We start from the raw sequence: 20674 nt of genomic DNA, 5'->3' as shown, positions 1-20674 counted from the left end.
CCGGATAAGAGCGAAGCCGCGCTTGATTGCGGATTCGCGCGCGCCCTATAGTCCGGCCATGGCCGACGATCTTTTCGACAAGCTCCCCGCCGCCACCGGCGAGTCCTACGATGGTTCCGCGATCGAAGTGCTGGAAGGGCTAGAGCCCGTCCGGCGCCGACCCGGCATGTACATCGGCGGCACCGACGAGCGCGCCCTGCACCACCTTGCCGCCGAGGTGCTCGACAACGCGATGGACGAGGCCGTCGCCGGCCACGCCAACCGCATCGAATTCATCCTGGAGGAGGAACCGGGCACCGCCGGGCGCATCACCGTCCACGATAACGGGCGCGGCATCCCGGTCGACGAGCACCCCAAGTTCCCCGGCAAGTCAGCGCTGGAGGTCATCCTCTCCACGCTGCACTCGGGCGGCAAATTCTCGGGCAAGGCCTACGCCACCTCGGGGGGGCTCCACGGCGTCGGCATCTCGGTGGTCAACGCGCTTTCCGTGAAGACCCGCATCGAAGTGGCCCGGAACAAGGAACTCTACGCGCAGGAATTCTCGCGCGGGGTCACGCTCGGGCCGATCCAGCGCGTCGGTGCGGCGCCCAACCGGCGCGGCACGGCGGTGATCTTCACCCCCGACACCGAAATCTTCGGCGACCAGAAGTTCAAGGCGGCCCGTCTGTTCAAGCTGGTCCGCTCGAAGGCCTACCTTTTCGCCGGTGTCGAAATCCGCTGGAAGTGCGCGCCCTCGCTCGCGGTCGACGGTGTTCCGGCCGAAGCGACGTTCCAGTTCCCCGGCGGTCTCGCCGACCACCTCGCCGAGCAGATCGGCGCGCGCGAGTGCGTCACCGCGCAGTTCTTCTCGGGCTCGCAGGACTTCCCCAAGGGTGAGGACGGCTCCGAGCAGGGGCGCGTCGAATGGGCGATCGCCTGGCCGCTCTACTCGGACGGGTCCTATTCCTGGTACTGCAACACCATTCCGACCCCCGATGGCGGCACCCACGAACAGGGCCTGCGCGCCGCTCTGACCAAGGGTATCCGCGCTTTCGCCGACCTCGTCGGGCAGGCCAAGAAGGCCAAGGACATCACGCCTGACGATGTGACGACCGGCAGCGAGGTCATGCTCTCGGTCTTCATCCGCGAGCCGCAGTTCCAGAGCCAGACCAAGGACCGCCTGACCTCTCCCGAGGCCGCGCGCATGGTCGAGGCGGCCGTGCGCGACCACTTCGATCACTTCCTCACCGACAACCTCGACCGCGGCAAGGCTCTGCTCGGCGCGGTGATGGAGCGCATGGACGACCGCCTGCGCCGCAAGGCCGAGCGCGAGGTCAAGCGCAAGACCGCCACCAATGCCCGCAAGCTGCGCCTTCCCGGCAAGCTCACCGACTGCTCGGGTGAAGGCTCGGGCGAGACCGAACTGTTCATCGTCGAGGGCGATTCGGCAGGCGGGTCGGCCAAGCAGGCGCGCAACCGCAAGACCCAGGCGATCCTGCCGATCCGCGGCAAGATCCTCAACGTCGCATCGGCCACCGCCGACAAGATCCGTGCCAACCAGGAGATCGCCGACCTCGGCCTCGCGCTCGGCTGCGGCATGCGCAAGGACTGCAACGCCGACAACCTGCGCTACGACCGCGTGGTCATCATGACCGACGCGGACGTGGACGGCGCCCACATCGCAACGCTGCTGATGACCTTCTTCTTCCAGGAAATGCCCGACATCGTCCGGCGCGGTCACCTCTACCTTGCGCAGCCGCCGCTCTACCGGCTCGTCTCCGGTTCGACCTCCGCCTACGCCCGCGACGACGCCCACCGCGCCGAACTGGAGGCCACGCAGTTCAAGGGCAAGAAGGTCGAAGTAGGCCGCTTCAAGGGCCTTGGCGAAATGAACCCGCAGCAGCTGCGCGAGACGACCATGAGCCCGGACAGCCGCTCGCTCATCCGCATCACGCTGCCCCCCGAATACGAGGACCGCGCGGCGGTGAAGGACCTCGTCGACCGCCTGATGGGCCGCAATCCCGAACACCGCTTCCAGTTCATCCAGAACCGTGCCGGCGAAATCGATCCGGAACTGATCGACGCTTGAGCGTCCCATGCTCCAGCCTCATCCCGGCAAACGCCCGCAGATCATGAGTGGTTGGACAGGCTGTTCGGCCATCAGGCCTGAGCAGGGCGGTCTGTCGCCCGAAGGCGCCGCCGTATCATGGCGAACAGCCCGGCCAGCACCAGCGGCATGATCGGTAGCCCGGCATTCATGGCCAGCGGCCGGGCAAACGCCGGTGCGGCGAAGGCCAGCACGATCGCGAGCTTTTCCCAGTCACGAAAGCCGTGGCGCAGGCCCGTCCCTGTCAGCCACAGCAGCGGAAAGGCTAGCAGGACCATATCGTAGTCGAGCACGAAGGGCGTCGCCAGCAGCGCTCCGGTGAAGGTCAGGGCCGCCAGTCCGGCCGACCAGCGGCGGCGCCATGCGGCGAATCCGAGCAGTGCGGCCGTGCCGAGAGAGGTCAGCGCCTGCACGGCATAGGCCAACGTCGTCGGCGCGCCTAGCAGCTTGAGCGCGGCAAAGGGGCTCGTCATCTTGGCATAGCCCACCGCACCGGCCGCCATGGCGTTTTCCGCCCGCGCGCTCGCGGCCAGCCAATGCGGCCAGACTTCCGGCCCGAAAGCCAGCGCCGAGCAGGCGGCCAGTGCCAGCGCGGTCAGAACGGCGACGGCGATGACTTTCCACTCGCCGGTGACGAGCAGCGCGAGCGGCAGGAGCAGCCCGAACTGCGGCTTGATCGTGGCGAGGCCCAACAGCACGCCCGCCCACGCCGGCCGCGATGGCACCAGCAAGGCGCCGAGTCCCAGCAGGCCGGCGACGAGGAACGCGGTCTGGCCGTGCGTCACGACGATCGGCACGGCGGGGACCGCAAGGAACAGCAGCCAGAGCGGTGCATGCACACCCGCCTCGCGCCACCAGCACCGCGCGGCGGCGACATACAACGCCCCCGTCACGATCAGCCATCCCGCCAGCGCGGGAAAGTAGCCGAGCAGGCCCAGTGGGCGGCAGAACGGAAGGAACGACGGCGGATAGAAGAACGCCGTGTAACCCGTGCTGGCGGCGAAGAAGCCCCGCTGCGCGGCGATATGGGCGGCACTGTCGTAAGGGTCGGCACCGATCGCGAGCATGCGGCCCACGGTCCAGAAGCTCACGAAATCGCTGCCCAGCAGGAAGCCGTTGCGGTCGACGCCGCCGTGCGAGGTCAGCACCAAAGCGGCCAGCATCACAACGTTGATCACCGCCAGCAGGCGCAGGTATCCCCTCGCCCGCGCCGTACCCAGCCAGTCCATCCTGCGCAGGAAATCAGCCCCCATGGGTCATGCTGTGCAACGCCGCGGCGGGGTTGTCCATGCTGCCTCGCGCGCCGCCTGAACGATCTTGTCTTGCTGCGCCGCACCACATAAGGCTTAATCGTATAGTTAAAAGCGGACAGGACGGCTTCATGCAGCGCTTCGAAGGCACCAGCGATTACGTCGCGACGGAAGATCTCAAGGTCGCGGTCAATGCCGCCGTGCTGCTGCGCAGGCCGCTGCTGGTGAAGGGTGAGCCCGGCACCGGCAAGACCGTGCTGGCCGAGCAGATCGCCGCCGCGCTGGGCGCGCCGCTGATCACCTGGAACGTCAAGTCGACCACCAAGGCGCACCAGGGCCTCTATGAATACGACGCCGTCGCCCGCCTGCGCGACGGCCAGCTTGGCGACGAGCGGGTCCACGACATCTCGAACTACATCCGCAAGGGCAAACTATGGGAAGCCTTCACCGCGCCCGAGCTTCCCGTCCTGCTGATCGACGAGATCGACAAGGCCGACATCGAGTTTCCCAACGACCTGCTCGCCGAACTCGATCGCATGGCCTTCGATGTCTACGAGACCGGCGAGCACATCGCCGCCGTGGAACGGCCGATCGTGGTGATCACCTCGAACAACGAGAAGGACCTGCCCGACGCATTCCTGCGCCGCTGCTTCTTCCACTACATCAAGTTTCCCGACCGCGAGACGATGGAGGCCATCGTCGACGTCCACTTCCCGGGCATCCAGAAAACCCTCGTCCGAAAGGCAATGGAGATCTTCTATGAGCTCCGCGACGTGCCGGGCCTCAAGAAGAAGCCTTCGACCAGCGAACTGCTCGACTGGCTCAAGTTGCTGCTGAACGAGGACATGCCGCTCGACGTCCTGCAGAACAAGGACCCGGCCAAGGCGATCCCGCCGCTGCATGGCGCGCTATTGAAGAACGAACAGGACGTGATGCTGTTCGAGCGGCTGGCCTTCATGACGCGCCGGGGAAGCTGACATGGCCGCGCCATACACCGGACGCTGCAACTGCGGCGCCGTCACCGTCGAGATCATCGCCGAGCCGGTCGCCACGCGCCAGTGCTGGTGCCGCCAGTGCCAGCGAATCGCGGCGGGCGGGCCGACCAACAACGCGATGTTTCCCACCGATGCAGTGACGATCACCGGGGCCCGGGCGGACCACGCCTACGTCGCGGCCAGCGCGAACGTTCTAACGCATGAATATTGCCCCGACTGCGGAACCCCGGTGCTCGGCCGGTCGAGCGCGCGGCCGCAGTTCCGCACGATCCGCCTCGGCCTGCTCGACGAAGGGCACGGCCTGAGCCCGCAGATGGCGATCTGGACCGACGAAGCGCCCGGCTGGGCGGTGATCGATCCCGGCCTCGAAAGCTGGCCCCGTCAGCCGCCTTCGCCCGCCGCGCCGAAGGACTGACGGCGTGTTCCTGAACTTCATCGACGAACTTCGCGCGGCAGGCATCCCCGCGTCGCTCAAGGAGCACCTTGTGCTGCTCGAAGCGCTCGACAAGGACGTGATCGAGCAGACGCCCGAGGCGTTCTATTACCTCAGCCGCGCCACTTTCGTGAAGGACGAGGGGCTGCTCGACCGCTTCGACCAGGTGTTCAACAAGGTCTTCAAGGGCATCCTCACCGACTACGGCCAGCAGCCGGTCGACATCCCCGAGGACTGGCTCAAGAAGATGGCCGAGCGCTACTTCTCCGCCGAGGAGATGGAGAAGGTCAAGGCGCTGGGCTCGTGGGACGAGATCATGGAGACGCTCAAGAAGCGGCTCGAGGAACAGCAGAAGCGCCACTCGGGAGGCAACAAGTGGGTCGGCACCAACGGCACCTCGCCATTCGGACACTCGGGCTACAACCCTGAAGGCGTGCGCATCGGCGGCGAAGGCCAGCACGGGCGCGCGGTGAAGGTCTGGGAAAAGCGCGAGTTCGCCAATCTCGACAACTCGAAGGAACTGGGCACCCGCAACATCAAGGTGGCGCTGCGCCGCCTGCGCCGCTTCGCCCGCGAGGGCGCCGCTGAGGAACTTGACCTCGACGCCACCATCTCGGGCACCGCGAAGCAGGGCTGGCTCGACGTGGTGATGCGGCCCGAGCGGCACAATGCGGTCAAGGTGCTGCTGTTCCTCGACGTCGGCGGCTCGATGGATCCGTTCATCAAGCTGATGGAGGAGCTGTTCAGCGCCGCCACCGGCGAATTCAAGAACATGGAGTTCTTCTACTTCCACAACTGCCTCTACGAAGGCGTGTGGAAGGACAACAAGCGTCGCTGGTCGCAGCGCACGCAGACCTGGGACCTGCTCCACAAGTACGGGCACGACTACAAGGTGATCTTCGTCGGCGACGCGGCGATGAGCCCCTACGAGATCAGCCATCCCGGCGGTTCGGTCGAGCACATGAACGAGGAAGCCGGTGCGGTGTGGATGCAACGCGTGGTGCAGACTTACCCGGCAACGGTGTGGCTCAATCCGACGCCCGAGCGGCAGTGGGAATATTCCGGCTCGACGAAGATGATCCGGGAACTCGTTGGCGGCTCGATGTTCCCGTTGACGCTGGACGGGCTGGACCGGGCAATGCGCGAACTGACGCGGAAGAAGGCGTAGATTACGTCGTTCCCGCGCAGGCGGGGACCGCTGGCCGGGCCGGGCCCATGTCTCGGCAAGCGCCTGCCGGCAGGTGGCGGCCGGAGAACTGTCGCCTCAAGGGTTCCCAGCGGTCCCCGCCTGCGCGGGGACGACGGGGTTTTCAGTACAGCAGCAGATCGGCGATGTCGGCCCGCCACGCTGCTTCGTCGGCGACGGCGATGCGCTCGAGATCGTCCGGCGTAGAGGTGGAATTATCCACCCAGTCGCGCAGCGCCGGACCGCCGTTGATGACGTCGATCGCAAGACGGTCGAACTCGTACTCATACGGAAAATCACGCCAGAGCGGGTAGTCCGGGTACAGCCGGCGGATGGCCTTGAACGCCAGCGCCTGGAGCCGCCACGGACGGAAGGCGTGGTGGTCGTAGAACGCACCCTCGGCGTGGATCATCAAGCCGTTGCAAAGGGTCTTGGCGTGTTTGTGGAAGGTCGGCTCGAACCAGCATTCCCGTAGGGCGCAGCCGGTCAGCCAATGGGGCGCAAAGGCCTGCATTTCAGCCAGAACCGCCTTCGCGTCGATATCCGGTGCGCCGCACAGGACTTCGAGCGGACGCGTGGTGCCGCGCCCTTCCGAAACCGTCGCGCCCTCGATCATGACGGTACCGGCGTAGGCGCGGGCCATGTTGATGTTGGCTGCATTGGGGCTGGGGTTGATCCAGATGCGGTCCTCCGGCCAGCCGAAGCCGGGCGCGGCATCGGGCAGCCAGCCTTCCATGGCGATCACGCGGTAATCGACGTCGAGGTTGAATTGGCGGATGAACCAATGGCCCATCTCGCCCAGCGTCAGGCCGTGGCGCATCGGCATGGGCCCGGCGCCGACGAAGCTTTCCTGCCCGGCGATCAGCGTCGTGCCCTCGACCGGGCGGCCGGCGGGGTTGGGGCGGTCGAGCACCCAGACGCTCTTGCCCTCGCGCGCCGCTTCCTCGAGGAGGTAGAGCAGCGTGGTCACGAAGGTGTAGATGCGGCAGCCGAGGTCCTGCAGGTCGAACAGGAAGACGTCGGCGGTATCCATCATCGCGGGCGTCGGGCGGCGCACCTCGCCGTAGAGGCTGAAGACCGGGATGCCGTGGACCGGATCGGTCTCGTCCGCCGTTTCGACCATGTTGTCCTGCTTGTCGCCCTTGAGCCCGTGCTGCGGGCCGAAGGCGCTGGTCATGTTCACGCCCGCCGCGATCAGCGCATCGAGCGAATGGACCAGCCCCTCTGTGACCGAGGCGGGGTGGGCGATCAGGGACACGCGCTTGCCCTCAAGAGGCTGGCGCAGGGCGGGGTCCGCGAGCAGGCGGTCGATACCGAACTTCATGCGCGGTTCGGTGCCGCAACCGTTTCGAGGAAGCAAGCCGGATCGTGGAAGTCGGGCACATCGCCGCCGTGCACCAAAGCCCAGTAGCTCCTGTGCCCACCCTGCTCCTCCAGCACGGCCGTGAAGCCGCAGCGCCACGGCGCATCGGGAAGTCCGGCGACGGGGATGGCGGCGTCGAAGATCGCGAGGTCGGTGCCGAGCCGCATGGCGCAGTCCGGCTCGCGCGGCATCGGCCTTTCGGCCATTCCCTCGCGCCGGCTGGTGAAGTCGTAGACGTTCCAGCGTTCGGAGGGGGACAGGTTGAGTTCGGTGTAGCCCGGCCCTTCCCCGGCCTGAAGGAACAGCTCGAAACAGGTCGTCTGCCACAGGCCATCGGCGCGGCCCTTGCCGGCGAAGGCGGGCACGACCAGCTTTCCGGCGCCCATGATCCTCCACCGGACCCTCAGCCATGTCGCATCGAAGCCGATGATCCGCGCCTCGACGCTGCGGATAGCGAGCGGAGGGTGCGCGGGGTGGAAGGTGAGTTCGGTCATGAAGCCGGGGTAAAGCGTCTGGCGACCGCGTGACAATCGGGATTCGTCCAACCGCCCGTCGTCACGGGCCTGATCGGCAACGCTGGCAGGGCCGCCCCGGACCATGACCTACGCCGCGATTCGGTGGCCGATGTGCTGCTGTCGCCTGACGGTTACCCAGCGATCCCCGCGTTCGCGGGGACGACGGATTAGGCCCTTGGCATCATCGCCGGCGTTTATTTGTCGCGCATCGCATGCTAGTCGCGCCGCTCATTCCAACGCCGAAGCGAGACGATGACCTACAATTCCTCCCTGCTCCGCCTGCTCGACGAGCGCGGCTACATCCACCAGACGACCGATGCAGAGGGCCTCGATGCCCTTGCCGCGAAGCAGGTGGTGCCGGGATATATCGGCTTCGACGCGACCGCCCCCTCGCTGCACATCGGCAGCCTCGTGCAGATCATGATGCTCCGCCGCCTCCAGCAGACCGGCCACAAGCCGATCGTGCTGATGGGCGGAGGCACCACCCGCATCGGCGATCCGACCGGGCGCGACGAGAGCCGCAAGATGCTGTCGGACGAGACGATCGAAGCCAACATCAAGGGCATCTTCTCGATCTTTGCGCGCCTGCTCAAGTTCGGCGACGGCCCGACCGACGCGGTCATGGTCAACAATCAGGACTGGCTGGGCCAGCTCGGCTACATCCAGGTCCTGCAGGAAGTGGGCACCCACTTCACGGTCAACCGCATGCTGTCGTTCGACTCGGTGAAGCTGCGCCTCGAGCGCGAGCAGCCGATGACGTTCCTCGAATTCAACTACATGATCCTGCAGGGCTACGACTTCCGCCACCTGTCGAAGGACCAGGGTGTGCGCCTCCAGATGGGCGGCTCGGACCAGTGGGGCAACATCATCAACGGCGTCGAACTGACGCGCCGCATGGACCAGCGCGAGGTATTCGGCGTCACCACGCCGCTGCTGACCACGGCCGATGGCGCGAAGATGGGCAAGTCGGTCGGCGGCGCGGTCTGGCTCAACGAGGACCAGCTGCCCGCCTACGATTTCTGGCAATACTGGCGCAACTGCGACGACCGCGACGTGGGCAAGTTCCTGCGCCTGTTCACCGACCTGCCGATGGACGAGATCGCCCGGCTCGAAAACCTGGAGGGCGCCGCGATCAACGACGCCAAGGTCGCGCTGGCCAACGAGGTCACGAAGCTCTGCCGCGGCGAGGATGCCGCAACCGCCGCCGCGTCCACCGCGCAGGCGACCTTCGCCGGCGGCGGCATGGGCGATGATCTGCCCGCCATCGAGGTCGATGCCGAAGGCGTCCGCCTCGCCGCCGCCTGCACTGCACTCGGGTTCGTCGCCTCCAACGGCGAGGCCAAGCGCAAGATCGCCGAAGGCGCGGTGCGACTCGACGACGAAACGGTCTCCGATCCCACCCTGCTCATCACCGTAACGGCTGGCCAAAGCCGCAAGCTGAGCCTAGGCAGGAAAAAGCACGGCGTGATCAAGGGCGTCTGATCTCCATCCCGGTCCGGGTCATCCTCGGACCGGGGGAATTTACCGATTGTTTGCCATTTGCATTTATGGACAGGTGACGGTCCAAGAACAAAGGCAACGTAACATGAGTGCAGGAGCGCAGCTCACTGTAACCGACAAGCGGCGCGCAGCGCGCCATCCGGTCGACTACACCGTGATCGCCGAGCATCGCCAGCTTGGCGACTTGGACCTGCATATCATCAATGTTTCCGCACAGGGCTTCATGGCCCAGGGCGAACTTGGCCTCGACCGCGGCGAACGCATCGTGATGCGCCTTCCCGTGATCGGCCGCATCGAAGCCCACATGATCTGGGCGCATGAGGGCCGCGCGGGCTTCCAGTTCGAGCGGATCATCCGTGTCGATGATTTCCTCAAGCTGGTGGACACGCTGCAGCCCAACCCCCGCCTGCGCCCCCGCCGCTGAAATTCGCGCGCAACTCCTCTAACTCGGTTCGTCGCTAGCGGAAGTCGGGTCGTCGGAATTCGGACTTCGCGTATTGTTATAGTATAACATCACAATTAGCGGGAGGCGCATGGACACGCAGACTTCCCGAATCGCCCTGCTGGCTATGGCCGGCTTCTTCACGACGTGCAGCGCAGTGACGCTTGCGACAGCCGCTCACGCGCAGGATACCAGTTCTCGAGCGGCGTCCGCGCGGACCAATGACACTGCGCATGCCCCGGCCCATTCCGACGACGCGGACGACACCAGGGACATTGTCGTCGTGGGCCATCCCCCGACCGACTATGGCCTGCTTGCCGCGACTGCCAGCCTGTCGGGCGACGCGCTGGTGGCCGAGACGCGCGGCCAGATCGGCGAAATCCTGAATTCCCTCCCCGGCGTCTCCTCGACCAGTTTCTCCCCGGGTGCTTCACGCCCCGTGCTTCGCGGCTTCAGCGGTGACCGTGTCAGCGTACTGACCGACGGCATTGGCTCGCTCGACGCCTCCAACGTCTCGGTCGATCACGCCGTCGTCTTCGATCCGCTGACCGTCGATCACATCGACGTGTTCCACGGTCCCTCGGTACTGCTGTTCGGCGGCAATGCCATCGGCGGCGCGGTGAATGCGATCGACAAGCGCATCCCTCGTCAGGTCCCCGATCGCATCACCGCCACCGGCATCGGCAGCTACGCCACCGCCGCCGACGAGCGCGCGGTGAGCGGTGCCGTCGACGCCCCGCTGGGCGAACGCTTCGTCGCCCACGTCGATGCATCCTGGCGCAAGAGCGACGACCTGCTGACCGGCGGGCATGTCTATTCGCAGGCGCTGCGCGGCGACATGCTCCACGCCGCCGAACACCTGCGCGAAGATGGCGAAGACGCGGAAGCGGTCGAACTGGAAACCGAGGCGGGCCGCTCGGGCCGCATTCCCAACACGGCGGCACGCGCTTACACTCTCGGCGCCGGCCTCGCCTTCATCGACGCGGGCGGCAGCCTCGGCATCTCGTACCAACGCTACGACAGTCGTTACGGCGCCCCCGACCGTCCCGACACCGGCCATGGCCACGAGGACGAGCATGACGCAGAAGAAGGCGGCCACGACCATGGCGAAGGCCCGGTCACGATCGGCCTGCACCAGGATCGTTTCGACCTGCGCGGCGAGCTCAAGCTGGCCGGCTTCCTCGACAGCGTGCAGGTGCGCGGCGCCTATGCCGATTATAAGCACACCGAATTCGAGGGCGACGAAGTCGGCACCGTGTTCGAGGGCCAGGGCATCGAGACCCGCGCCGACCTCGTCCAGGCCAACCACGGCGGCTGGCGCGGCCGCAGCGGCGTTCAGTACCTCTGGCGCCAGCTGACCGTCACCGGCCCCGAGGCTGTCGTCCCGGACTACGAGATCGACCGCATCGGCGTCTTCACGCTGCAGTCGCTGGAAGTGGGCGGCGGCTTTTCGCTCGACGCATCCGGGCGCTACGACAGCTCGCACGTCCAGTCGCGCGGTGCTTCGTTCGACAAGTCATTCGACCTGTGGTCCGGCGCCGTCGGCGCGAGCTGGAAGTCCGACACCGGCTTCAACCTGGGCGCCAACTTCGTCCACGGCGAGCGCGCTCCCTCACCCGAGGAACTGCTGAGCGACGGCATCCACGTCGCCACCCAGTCCTACGAAGTGGGCGACCGGACTCTCGGCATCGAAAAGAGCAACGGTTTCGAGGCTTACGCGCGGTATAATACGCCGACGCTCGACTTCTCGCTGACGGGCTATCTCACCGACTTCGACAACTACATCGCCCCCCTCGCGACCGGCGAGGAGCAGGAAGGCCAGCCCGTCTACCGGTACACGGGCGTCCAGGCGCGCTTCAAGGGCTTCGAGGCGGCCGGCAGCTTCCAGGCGGTGGCCTGGTCCAGCGGCGAACTGCGGTTCGACGGCGCGGCCGACTACACCCGCGCGCAGATCAAGGGCTACGGTCCGGTTCCGCGCATCCCGCCGCTTCGCCTGCGCGGCGGCAGCGCAGTCACGCTGGGGGACGTGCGCCTGCGCGGCGAGGTGGAATGGAACGCGCAGCAGGACCGCGTCGGCGACTACGAGAACCCCACTTCGGCCTTCACCCTCGTTAATCTCAGCGCCGACTGGCACCCGATGGGCGCGGACGGCCCGGTCACCCTGATGCTGGCGGCGGACAACCTGTTCGACGTCGTCGGCCGCCGGTCGGCGTCGTTCACCCGCGACTTCGTGCCGATCGCCGGGCGCGATGTGCGCCTGACCGCGAAGTTCACCTATTGATCTAAAAACGCAGGGCATCTTGGCAAGGGGGGGCCGCACTGCCATGCACCGCGAGGTGAGTCTCCCCCCTTCCCCGCCCGCGCCCCCACCCTTGGCAGAGCCCACTTCGCCGCTGGGCATCGCCGACTACCGCCGGTTCTGGCTGGCCCGCTTCTTCGCGGTGCTGGCCACGACCGGCACGGTGGTCATCATCGGCTACCAGCTCTACGACATCGCCCGGACCGACTATGCCATGTCGATCCCCGAGGCCGCTTTCCAGCTTGGCCTGCTGGGCTTCGCGCAGTTCCTGCCAGTCTTCCTGCTGACCCCGGTGGCGGGCGTGGTGGCCGACCGGTTCGACCGCCGCAAGGTCGCCGGCGTCGCGGCGCTGCTCGACATGGTCGTGGCAATAGGGCTGGGCGTCACCACCGAGATGGATCTGCGCAGCCTTCCGGTGCTCTACTTCTTCGCCGTTCTCCACGGCACCGTGCGCGTTTTCATCAGCCCCTCGATGGCGGCGATCGCGCCCAACATCGTGCCCCCCCGGCTGATCCCGCGGGCGATCGGCTTCAATTCGATCGCGATGCAGGCGGGCACGATCATCGGCCCCGCCGCCTACGGCTTCCTGTTCGCCGCCGGCCATGCCCTGCCCTACTGGTCCTCGGCGGTGTTCACGCTGGGCGCCTCGATCGCCATCCAGTCGATCCGCAACCTGCCGCCGCCGCGCCCCGACGCGCGCAAGGCGCATCCGATCCGGCAGATCGTCGAGGGCTTCCAGTTCGTCTCGCGCGAGCGTTTCTTGCTCGGCTGCCTGACGCTCGACCTTTTCGCGGTCCTGCTCGGGGGCGCCACCGCGCTGATGCCGGTCTTCGCGCGCGACATACTGCATGTCGGACCGGAGGGCCTTGGCCAGATGCGCGCGGCGACCGCAGCGGGCGCGGCCGTCGTGGCGCTGTGGCTCTCGTTCCGGCCGCTGAAGTCCAACGTCGGCGTCAAGATGCTCATTGCGGTCGTCGGCTATGGCGCGATGACCGTCGCCTTCGGGCTTTCGCGGCATTTCCTGCTTTCCCTGGTCTTCCTCGCGCTGCTGGGAGCAGCCGACATGATCTCGGTCTTCATCCGCAGTTCGCTTGTCCAGCTGCGCACGCCCGACGACGTGCGCGGACGGGTCTCGGCGATCTCCGGGCTTGCCATCTCGGCCTCGAACGAGCTGGGAGAGTTGCAGTCCGGCTTCGCCGCCGCCCTCCTCGGCGCGACCGGAGCGGTTGTTTTCGGCGGCAGCGCTGCCATAGTCATCACCCTTGCCTGGGCCTGGCTCTTCCCGGAAATACGCCGGGCCCGTACCTTCGAACCCCGTTGGGAGCAGAAACCATGAAGGCCGACAGCATCCTCGCCACGATCGGCAACACCCCGCATATCCGGTTGTCCCGCCTGTTCCCCGACCACGAGGTCTGGGTGAAGGCCGAGCGCGCCAATCCCGGCGGCTCGATCAAGGACCGCATCGGCCTCGCCATGATCGAGGCGGCCGAAACGGAAGGCAGCCTCCAGCCCGGCGGCACGATCATCGAGCCGACCTCCGGCAACACCGGCATCGGTCTTGCCATGGCGGCCGCGGTGAAGGGCTACAAGCTCATCCTCGTCATGCCCGAATCGATGTCGATCGAGCGCCGCCGACTGATGCTCGCCTACGGCGCGCAGTTCGACCTGACGCCGCGCGAAAAGGGCATGAAGGGCGCGATCGAACGGGCCCGCGAACTGATCGAGGCCACCCCCGGCTCGTGGATGCCCCAGCAGTTCGACAATCCCGCGAACATCGACATCCATGTAAAGACCACCGCGCAGGAAATCCTGACCGACTTCGCCGACACGCCGATCGACGTGCTCATCACCGGCGTCGGCACCGGCGGCCACCTCACCGGCTGCGCCGAGACGCTCAAGGCCTCGTGGCCGCAGCTCAAGGCATACGCCGTCGAGCCGACGCTCTCGCCGGTGATCTCGGGCGGCCAGCCGGGTCCGCACCCGATCCAGGGAATCGGCGCCGGCTTCATCCCCGGCAACCTCCACACCAAGGCGATCGACGGCGCCATCCAGGTCGACCCGGCCGACGCCAAGGACTGGGCGCGCCGCAGCGCCACGGTCGAGGGCATGCTGGTGGGCATCAGCTCGGGGGCGACGCTCGCCGCCATCGCCCAGAAGCTGAAGGAACTGCCCGCAGGCAGCCGCGTCCTCGGCTTCAACTACGACACCGGTGAGCGTTATCTCTCGGTTCCGGATTTCCTGCCGGAATGACGCTCGAGCCCGTTCCTTACGCCCACGGCGAGACCGCCCTTACCGGCTGGCTCGCCCGGCCCGAGGGGGCCGCGAAGGCCGCCGTCCTCGTCCTGCCGACCATCGCCAATGCCAATGCGGCGATGGAGCGGCGGGCGCGGATGCTGGCCGACCTGGGCTATCTCGCGCTGATCGCGGACTTCTACGGCGAGCCGGTGCCCAGCTTCGAAGCCTCGCTCCCGCTGGCCGAAAGGCTGCGGGCGGACTTTACCCACTACCGCGCTCGCATCGCGGCGGCAGTCGCGGCCTTGCGCGCGCTTCCCGGGGTGGAGGGGCTGCCGGTTTTGGCGATCGGATACTGCATGGGAGGCCAGGCCGCGCTGGAAGCCGCACGCGATGGACACGACCTGCTCGCCGTCGTCAGCTTCCACGGCGTGCTCTCGACCGAGCTTCCGGCCGAGCCGGGCGCCGTCACGGCCCGCATCCTCGTGTGCCACGGCGACGCCGATCCCCTCGCCCCGCGCGAGCAGGTCACCGCGTTCTGGGATGAAATGGACCGCGCTGGCGCGCACTGGCACTTCCATGCCTACAGCGGCGTGCGCCACGGCTTCACCGACCCTGGCAGCGACGCGCGCGGCATGGCCGCGCTGGGCTACGATGCCAGCGCCGACCAGCAGTCCTGGTCGGCGATGCTGTCTCTCTTCGACGAAGTGATCGTATAGTCTTTCCCGCCCGGCGTTTGCTCGCCGCTCCGGTCCCGAAACAAGCAAAAGGGCGACGGTTTCCCGTCGCCCTTTTCGTTTTCAATCCCTCGCGAGGTTCAGTTCGCGGCGGCTGGTGCCGCCGGAGCCGGGGATGCCTTGCTCTTGGCATAGGCCGTCCACAGCTTTGCCACGGGCAGGCGGGTGCCGGTGACCTTCGCCAGGCTGGTCTGCGCCTCGGCGTACTTGCCCGTCAGCGCCTGCGACATGCCAAGGCGCAGCGCAACCTTGCTGGCATCGACCCCCGGCATCGACAGCGCCTTGGAGTAGAACGTCTCCGCCTTCGCGGGGTCATCGTAGCTCAGGAACAGGTCACCTGCCGCCACCACGCTCGTGCCCGTGGCGCCGGGCTTGTTGGCGTCGCGTTCAACCGACGGCAGCGAGGCCTTGTCGGCGGCGACGCGGCCTTGTGCATTGGCGAGGTCGGCGCCGATCTCGGCCTTGGTCAGCTTGCCCTTGGCGATACCGTCGTTCATGATCTTGGCCGCTTCGCCGGGGAAGGCGCGCGGATCGACGGCGTCGAGATACTCGTAATAGTCGCGCTTCTCGGTCATCGTGCCCGTCACGTACTTCAGGCGGATGAGGTCGAGGTCCTGATCGCGCGGCAGCGCCGCAAGCTGTGCCACGACCGAGATCGCGGTGCCCCAGGTTGCAGGATAATACTGGCCGAGCAGCGCCGCATATTCGGTCGACGGTGCCAGTTGCTTGGCGGTGTAGGTCTGCTGAAGCACGCCGCGCAGCGCGGCCTCCGAGGGTGCGACGCCCTTGGCCTGGGCGGCGGCGACATCGTCCTTGGCCATCTGCAGCGCGGCTTCAGGGTTGTTCGACTTCTTGTAGGCGTCCGCCAGAACGAGGTCGAGCTGCCCCGTGGAGTCCACGTAGCCGGCGTCCTTGGCGGCCTTCAGATACTTGGCCGAGTTGGCGTAGTCGCTCAGCTGGTACGCGGTGATGCCGGCGCTGTAGTTGGTCGAGCCGACATTGGCGGCCGGCAGCTTGCCGCTTTCGAGCAGCATGACGTTGCCGCGCTGCGTGAACGCGCGGTCCTGCGAGATGATGCCGTAGTTGCGGAACCACTGGGCCACGGCGAACTTGTCGTCCGGCGTGGTGGCAATGGCGGCGGCGCCTTCGAGGGCGGTCTTGCCGTTGCCGCCGACAGCGGTGTCGAACGCCGTCTTGGCGGTTGCAAGGTCGGTCGGCTGGGCGTTCGCCGGCACCTTTGCGGTCACTTCGGTCATCGCCTTCTCGATCGGGCCGGCAGCCTTCACGAACTCGGGCGAGAAGTTCGAGGCAGGCGCCTTTTCCTTCTTGGCCGCCATGGCGGGCGAGGCGAGGCCGATCGCAAGGCCGCTCGAAAGCGCAACGGCAAGGGCGACACGGGAAACAAGGAACTTGCGAGCCATCAAGGCTAACTCCTCTCAAGACAAAACAAATCCTGCCCGCAAGCAGGACCGTAAAAATGGGCCGCGCCGGTTTGACGACGAATTCGGCCCTTGGCAACCTCGTCAGCGGAATAGGGAAGCGCCACTGAACGCTGTTTGAATGCAATTCGTCGCACCCGTTCAGGGTTCCCATCGTTATGTGTGGAAAAGGGGTGCCCTCCCTGCCTCCATGGCACGGTTCAGGTGGCATTCGCGTGACGCATGTCCTAGGGCGTTCCATCATCCTTTTCCCACAGCAACCCTGCTGCAGTAACCGGGCGACAGAACCGCGTGAGCGACGAGACCGACATCAACGAGAACAGCGGCCCCGAGGGCGAGTACACCCGCGTCGACATCGTCGACGAGATGAAGACGAGCTATCTCGACTACGCGATGAGCGTGATCGTGAGCCGCGCGCTTCCCGACGTGCGGGACGGCCTGAAGCCCGTCCACCGCCGCATCCTGTTCGCGAGCCAGGAAGGCGGCTTCGTCGCCGGCCGTCCGTACCGCAAGTCCGCCAAGATCGTCGGCGACGTCATGGGCAACTACCACCCGCACGGCGACAGCGCGATCTACGACGCGCTGGCCCGCATGACGCAGGATTGGTCGATGCGCCTCCCGCTGATCGACGGCCAGGGCAACTTCGGCTCGATGGACCCCGATCCACCGGCCTCGATGCGCTACACCGAGGCGCGCCTTGCCCGGGTCGCCAACTCGTTGATGGACGATCTCGACAAGGACACTGTCGACTTCCTCGACAACTACGACGGTTCGCGTCGGGAGCCTTCGGTGCTGCCCGCGCGCTACCCGAACCTGCTGGTCAACGGCGCCGGCGGCATCGCGGTCGGCATGGCCACCAACATTCCGCCGCACAACCTGGGCGAAGTGATCGACGGCTGCTTCGCGATGATGGAAAATCCGGGCATCACCTCGGAGGAACTGTTCCAGATCATCCCCGGCCCCGACTTCCCGACCGCACCGCTGATCCTGGGCCAGAGCGGCGCGCGGCTTGCCGCCACCACCGGGCGGGGCTCGATCGTGCAGCGCTGCCGCGCCCACGTCGAGGAAGCCCGCGGCGCGAGCCGCGGCGCGCGCTCGATCGTGCTGACCAGCATCCCCTTCCAGGTCGGCAAGTCCAACCTCGTCGAGAAGATCGCCGAGGCCGCCAAGGACAAGCGGATCGAGGGCGTCTCGGACATCCGCGACGAATCCAACCGCGAGGGTGTGCGCGTCGTCGTTGACCTCAAGCGCGATGCCTCGCCCGAAGTGGTGCTCAACCAGATCTGGCGCAGCACTCCGGCGCAGTCGAACTTCCCGGCCAACATGCTGGCGATCCGCGGCGGCCGTCCCGAGATCATGTCGCTGCGCGACATCCTCCAGGCGTTCATCCAGTTCCGCGAGCAGGTCATCACCCGCCGCACCAAGTTCGAGCTGAACAAGGCCCGCGAACGCGCGCACATCTTGCTCGGCCTGGTCGTCGCCGTGTCCAACATGGACGAGGTCGTGAAGATCATTCGCGGCGCGGCCAACCCGGCGGACGCCCGCGCCAAGCTGCTCGCCAAGGAATGGCCGATCGGGGACATCGCGCCCTACATCCGCCTCGTCGAGGCGATCGAGCCCGACGCCGAGCAGGCGGGCGGCACCTACCGCCTGTCCGAAGCGCAGGTGAAGGCGATCCTCGACCTGCGCCTCCACCGCCTCACCGCGCTGGGCCGCGACGAGATCGGCGACGAGCTCAAGCAACTGTCCATCGCGATCGAGGGATACCTCGCGATCCTGGCCGACAGGGTCAAACTTTACTATGTGATGCGCGAGGAACTTCAGGCGGTACGTGACGCCTACGCCACCCCGCGCCTGTCCGAGATCACCGCCGCCTTCGACGGGATCGAGGACGAGGACCTGATCGAGCGGGAAGACATGGTGGTGACCGTCACCATGGACGGCTACATCAAGCGCACCGCCCTCTCCACCTTCCGCGCCCAGGCGCGCGGCGGCAAGGGCCGCGCCGGCATGGCGACCAAGGAAGAAGATGCCGTGACGACGATGTTCGTCACCTCCACGCACAACCCGGTGCTGTTCTTCTCCACCGCCGGCAAGGTCTACCGCCTCAAGGTCTACAAGCTGCCCGAAGGCGGTCCGACCACGCGCGGCCGCCCGATCGTCAATCTCCTTCCCGCGCTGGAAAAGGACGAGACGATCCAGACCGTGCTCGCCCTCCCCGAGGACGAGGCGGAATGGGGCAAGCTCTCGGTCGTGTTCGCCACAGCCAAGGGCAACGTCCGCCGCAACTCGATGGATTCGTTCGCCAACGTGCCGAGCAACGGCAAGTTCGCAATGCGCTTCGAGGAAGGCAGCGATGACCGGCTGATCGGCGTCGCTCTTCTCGAAGCTTCCGACGACGTGCTGCTCGCCACCCGCAAGGGCCGCGCGATCCGCTTCGCCGGAGACGACGTCCGCGAATTCACGAGCCGCACCTCCACCGGCGTTCGGGGCATGACGCTGAAGGAAGACGACGAGGTCATCTCGCTGTCGATTCTGCACCGCGTCGGCACCGACGCCGAGGAGCGCGAGCAGTACCTGCGCTTCGCCCCCTGGAAGGGCGAGAAGGAAGGCGAGCCCACGCTCGAAGCACAGCGCATGGAGGAACTCGCCGCCCGCGAGCAGTTCATCCTCACCGTCTGCGCCAACGGCTACGGCAAGCTGTCGTCAGCCTACGAGTACCGCCGCACCGGTCGCGGCGGCCAGGGCATCACCAATATCGACAACATCGGCCGCAACGGCCCCGTGGTGGCGAGCTTCCCGGCAACCCGGGCGCAGCAGCTCATGCTGGTCACCGACCAGGCCAAGCTGATCCGCCTGCCGCTGGCATCGCTGCGCGTCATCGGTCGCGGTTCGGCAGGCGTCCGCCTGTTCACCGTCTCCGGTGACGAGCACGTGGTCAGCGCCGTGCGCCTCGACGAGGAGCCCGAGGGCGAAACCCCGGTGGCGCCTGTCGTCGGCGAAACGACGGACGCACCCGGCAGCAGCGAAGCAACTGAACGCCCCGAAGCGCCCGAAGACGACGAGTGAGCGACGCCGTAGCCTACAAGATCCTGACCGGCGGGCAGCTTGCACAGCTGCTCGCCGACGGGACCTTCGCCGGTGCCCCGGTCGATCTGGCGGACGGGTACATCCACCTGTCCACCGCCGATCAGGCTCAGGGCACGCTGGACAAGCATTTCGCCGGGCAGGATGACCTCCACGTCGCGGCAGTGGACCTTTCGGCGCTCGGCAATGCGATCAAGTGGGAAGTCTCGCGCGGCGGTGCGCTGTTCCCGCACATCTACGCCGACCTGCCGCTTTCGGCGGTGCTGGCCCACGGCCCGGTGACGCGCGATGAAAATGGGATGATGGCCCTCCCCGCCTGAGCCTCGGCCCTTGCCCGGAGGGCCTCACGCAGGGCCGGGTCCCGACCTTCGACATATCCGCATGGGAAAGTGGTCGCTAACCGCCCCTTACCTGGGCGCTAACGACACGTGGTGCGCCCGACGGGATTCGAACCCATGGCCCCCAGATTAGGAATCTGGTGCTCTATCCGGCTGAGCTACGGGCGCACGCAAGGGGCGTCCTAGCTTGCACATGTCCACTTGGCAATTGCCCGGAATGCAAGATCTCCCCCGCTCAGTTCGCCTTTTCCGGCGGGACGACGGGCAACGGTAGCGGCATGACCCCGATACCTTCTTCCAGCAATTCCCTGGCTTCGGCGAACGTGGCCTGGCCGTGGATGGTTTCGGCCTCACGCTCACCATAGTGCATGGCACGCGCACTGTCGGCGAACTTGTCGCCCACGAAACGCGACGATTTCAGCGCCTCCGCCTGCATTCTCGCCAATGCCTCGACCATTTCCACGGCCTGCGGCGGCAGCTGTGCATTGGATAGCGGGGCGCCATCCTGCGGGCTGACGGCAGTCAGCGCATGCGTAGTCGCGACAGGAGCGGCCGATACGATCTTCGTGGGTCTCGGCGACGTGACATCCGGCAATTGGTTGCCTTTGCGTGCCAGGCGCGGTGCCTGCACAGCCTTGTCGACCTCACCCGAACCGCAATAGGGACAGCTGACGAGGCTGCGCTGCCGCTGGTGCGCGAAGTCGTCCGAGGACTTGAACCAGCCCTCGAATCGATGCTGCCCCTCGTGGCACTCCAGGTCGTAGACGATCAT

General features: G+C 66.8%; 17 protein-coding genes and 1 tRNA gene. 12 read left to right on the top strand and 6 right to left on the bottom strand.

What is annotated here, in order from left to right:
• The first annotated feature begins 58 nt into the window (after window positions 1-58).
• A complete protein-coding gene (gene parE / locus AC07M9_RS07385) occupies window positions 59-2068 on the top strand; it encodes a DNA topoisomerase IV subunit B (RefSeq protein WP_494882598.1) in 2010 nt (669 codons plus the stop codon).
• A 71-nt stretch (window positions 2069-2139) separates the two neighbouring features.
• On the opposite strand, the gene AC07M9_RS07380 is transcribed toward parE, so the two are convergent.
• Complete coding sequence (locus AC07M9_RS07380; protein WP_494882597.1) at window positions 2140-3339, bottom strand: glycosyltransferase family 87 protein; 1200 nt, start codon at window positions 3337-3339, stop codon at window positions 2140-2142.
• A 128-nt stretch (window positions 3340-3467) separates the two neighbouring features.
• Here AC07M9_RS07380 and AC07M9_RS07375 point away from each other — a divergent pair, with 128 nt between their 5' ends.
• From AC07M9_RS07375 to AC07M9_RS07365, 3 genes are read left to right on the top strand one after another with little or no spacing between them, the layout of a single operon-like run.
• Complete coding sequence (locus AC07M9_RS07375; protein WP_494882596.1) at window positions 3468-4313, top strand: AAA family ATPase; 846 nt, start codon at window positions 3468-3470, stop codon at window positions 4311-4313.
• Between the two features lies 1 nt (window position 4314).
• Complete coding sequence (locus AC07M9_RS07370; protein ID WP_494882594.1) at window positions 4315-4746, top strand: GFA family protein; 432 nt, start codon at window positions 4315-4317, stop codon at window positions 4744-4746.
• A gap of 4 nt (window positions 4747-4750) precedes the next feature.
• Entirely contained in the window at window positions 4751-5932 is a 1182-nt protein-coding gene (locus AC07M9_RS07365; RefSeq protein ID WP_494882593.1) for a vWA domain-containing protein, read from the top strand.
• 142 nt (window positions 5933-6074) lie between these two features.
• On the opposite strand, the gene AC07M9_RS07360 is transcribed toward AC07M9_RS07365, so the two are convergent.
• Together AC07M9_RS07360 and AC07M9_RS07355 are read right to left on the bottom strand one after the other, a co-directional pair.
• Window positions 6075-7274 carry an exo-beta-N-acetylmuramidase NamZ family protein gene (locus AC07M9_RS07360; protein ID WP_494882591.1) on the bottom strand — a complete coding sequence of 400 codons (1200 nt, stop codon included), beginning with the start codon at window positions 7272-7274 and terminating at the stop codon, window positions 6075-6077.
• Complete coding sequence (locus AC07M9_RS07355; RefSeq protein ID WP_494883901.1) at window positions 7271-7807, bottom strand: DOMON-like domain-containing protein; 537 nt, start codon at window positions 7805-7807, stop codon at window positions 7271-7273. Before AC07M9_RS07355 ends, AC07M9_RS07360 begins: the two co-directional genes overlap by 4 nt.
• A 273-nt stretch (window positions 7808-8080) precedes the next feature.
• Between AC07M9_RS07355 and tyrS the strand changes: the two genes are divergently transcribed.
• The 6 genes from tyrS to AC07M9_RS07325 all read left to right on the top strand — a co-directional run bounded on the left by tyrS (window position 8081) and on the right by AC07M9_RS07325 (window position 15020).
• Window positions 8081-9310: a tyrosine--tRNA ligase gene (gene tyrS, locus AC07M9_RS07350; protein WP_494882590.1), complete on the top strand. Its 1230-nt coding sequence runs from the start codon at window positions 8081-8083 to the stop codon at window positions 9308-9310.
• 103 nt (window positions 9311-9413) lie between these two features.
• Entirely contained in the window at window positions 9414-9752 is a 339-nt protein-coding gene (locus AC07M9_RS07345; protein ID WP_494882588.1) for a PilZ domain-containing protein, read from the top strand.
• 301 nt (window positions 9753-10053) lie between these two features.
• Entirely contained in the window at window positions 10054-12051 is a 1998-nt protein-coding gene (locus AC07M9_RS07340; protein WP_494882586.1) for a TonB-dependent receptor, read from the top strand.
• Window positions 12052-12142: 91 nt separating this feature from the next.
• Complete coding sequence (locus tag AC07M9_RS07335) at window positions 12143-13405, top strand: MFS transporter (protein WP_494882584.1); 1263 nt, start codon at window positions 12143-12145, stop codon at window positions 13403-13405.
• Window positions 13402-14319 carry a cysteine synthase A gene (cysK, locus tag AC07M9_RS07330; protein ID WP_494882582.1) on the top strand — a complete coding sequence of 306 codons (918 nt, stop codon included), beginning with the start codon at window positions 13402-13404 and terminating at the stop codon, window positions 14317-14319. Before AC07M9_RS07335 ends, cysK begins: the two co-directional genes overlap by 4 nt.
• Window positions 14316-15020 (top strand): dienelactone hydrolase family protein, encoded by a 705-nt coding sequence (locus tag AC07M9_RS07325; RefSeq protein WP_494882580.1) that lies wholly within the window; start codon window positions 14316-14318, stop codon window positions 15018-15020. The genes cysK and AC07M9_RS07325 overlap by 4 nt, the downstream gene beginning before the upstream one ends.
• 98 nt (window positions 15021-15118) lie before the next feature.
• Here AC07M9_RS07325 and AC07M9_RS07320 read toward each other — a convergent pair whose 3' ends face one another.
• Window positions 15119-16459 (bottom strand): hypothetical protein, encoded by a 1341-nt coding sequence (locus AC07M9_RS07320; RefSeq protein ID WP_494882578.1) that lies wholly within the window; start codon window positions 16457-16459, stop codon window positions 15119-15121.
• A 309-nt stretch (window positions 16460-16768) separates the two neighbouring features.
• On the opposite strand from AC07M9_RS07320, the gene gyrA reads away from it, so the two are divergent.
• Together gyrA and AC07M9_RS07310 are read left to right on the top strand one after the other, a co-directional pair.
• On the top strand, window positions 16769-19546 hold the full coding sequence (gene gyrA, locus AC07M9_RS07315; RefSeq protein WP_494882576.1) for a DNA gyrase subunit A: 2778 nt from the start codon (window positions 16769-16771) through the stop codon (window positions 19544-19546).
• Complete coding sequence (locus AC07M9_RS07310; RefSeq protein ID WP_494882574.1) at window positions 19543-19884, top strand: DUF952 domain-containing protein; 342 nt, start codon at window positions 19543-19545, stop codon at window positions 19882-19884. Before gyrA ends, AC07M9_RS07310 begins: the two co-directional genes overlap by 4 nt.
• Window positions 19885-19993: 109 nt before the next feature.
• Here AC07M9_RS07310 and AC07M9_RS07305 read toward each other — a convergent pair.
• Together AC07M9_RS07305 and AC07M9_RS07300 are read right to left on the bottom strand one after the other, a co-directional pair.
• Window positions 19994-20070: transfer RNA gene (locus tag AC07M9_RS07305), tRNA-Arg, on the bottom strand.
• Window positions 20071-20137: 67 nt separating this feature from the next.
• Window positions 20138-20674, bottom strand: a complete 537-nt coding sequence (locus AC07M9_RS07300; protein WP_494882573.1) for a DUF1178 family protein — start codon at window positions 20672-20674, stop codon at window positions 20138-20140.

The sequence above is a fragment of the Novosphingobium sp. GW821-FHT09E05 genome (assembly GCF_059416165.1).
The sequence above is the reverse complement of the archived record's forward strand: the minus strand, read 5'-3'. Positions and strand labels throughout refer to the sequence as shown.

Excerpts from the sequence above, each read along its gene's own strand:
- AC07M9_RS07360 (WP_494882591.1), bottom strand. The coding sequence starts at position 7,274 with ATGAAGTTCGGTATCGACCGCCTGCTCGCGGACCCCGCCCTGCGCCAG.
- AC07M9_RS07370 (WP_494882594.1), top strand. The coding sequence starts at position 4,315 with ATGGCCGCGCCATACACCGGACGCTGCAACTGCGGCGCCGTCACCGTC.
- AC07M9_RS07300 (WP_494882573.1), bottom strand. The coding sequence starts at position 20,674 with ATGATCGTCTACGACCTGGAGTGCCACGAGGGGCAGCATCGATTCGAG.
- AC07M9_RS07345 (WP_494882588.1), top strand. The coding sequence starts at position 9,414 with ATGAGTGCAGGAGCGCAGCTCACTGTAACCGACAAGCGGCGCGCAGCG.
- AC07M9_RS07355 (WP_494883901.1), bottom strand. The coding sequence starts at position 7,807 with ATGACCGAACTCACCTTCCACCCCGCGCACCCTCCGCTCGCTATCCGC.
- tyrS (WP_494882590.1), top strand. The coding sequence starts at position 8,081 with ATGACCTACAATTCCTCCCTGCTCCGCCTGCTCGACGAGCGCGGCTAC.
- AC07M9_RS07320 (WP_494882578.1), bottom strand. The coding sequence starts at position 16,459 with ATGGCTCGCAAGTTCCTTGTTTCCCGTGTCGCCCTTGCCGTTGCGCTT.
- parE (WP_494882598.1), top strand. The coding sequence starts at position 59 with ATGGCCGACGATCTTTTCGACAAGCTCCCCGCCGCCACCGGCGAGTCC.
- AC07M9_RS07380 (WP_494882597.1), bottom strand. The coding sequence starts at position 3,339 with ATGGGGGCTGATTTCCTGCGCAGGATGGACTGGCTGGGTACGGCGCGG.
- AC07M9_RS07375 (WP_494882596.1), top strand. The coding sequence starts at position 3,468 with ATGCAGCGCTTCGAAGGCACCAGCGATTACGTCGCGACGGAAGATCTC.
- AC07M9_RS07325 (WP_494882580.1), top strand. The coding sequence starts at position 14,316 with ATGACGCTCGAGCCCGTTCCTTACGCCCACGGCGAGACCGCCCTTACC.
- cysK (WP_494882582.1), top strand. The coding sequence starts at position 13,402 with ATGAAGGCCGACAGCATCCTCGCCACGATCGGCAACACCCCGCATATC.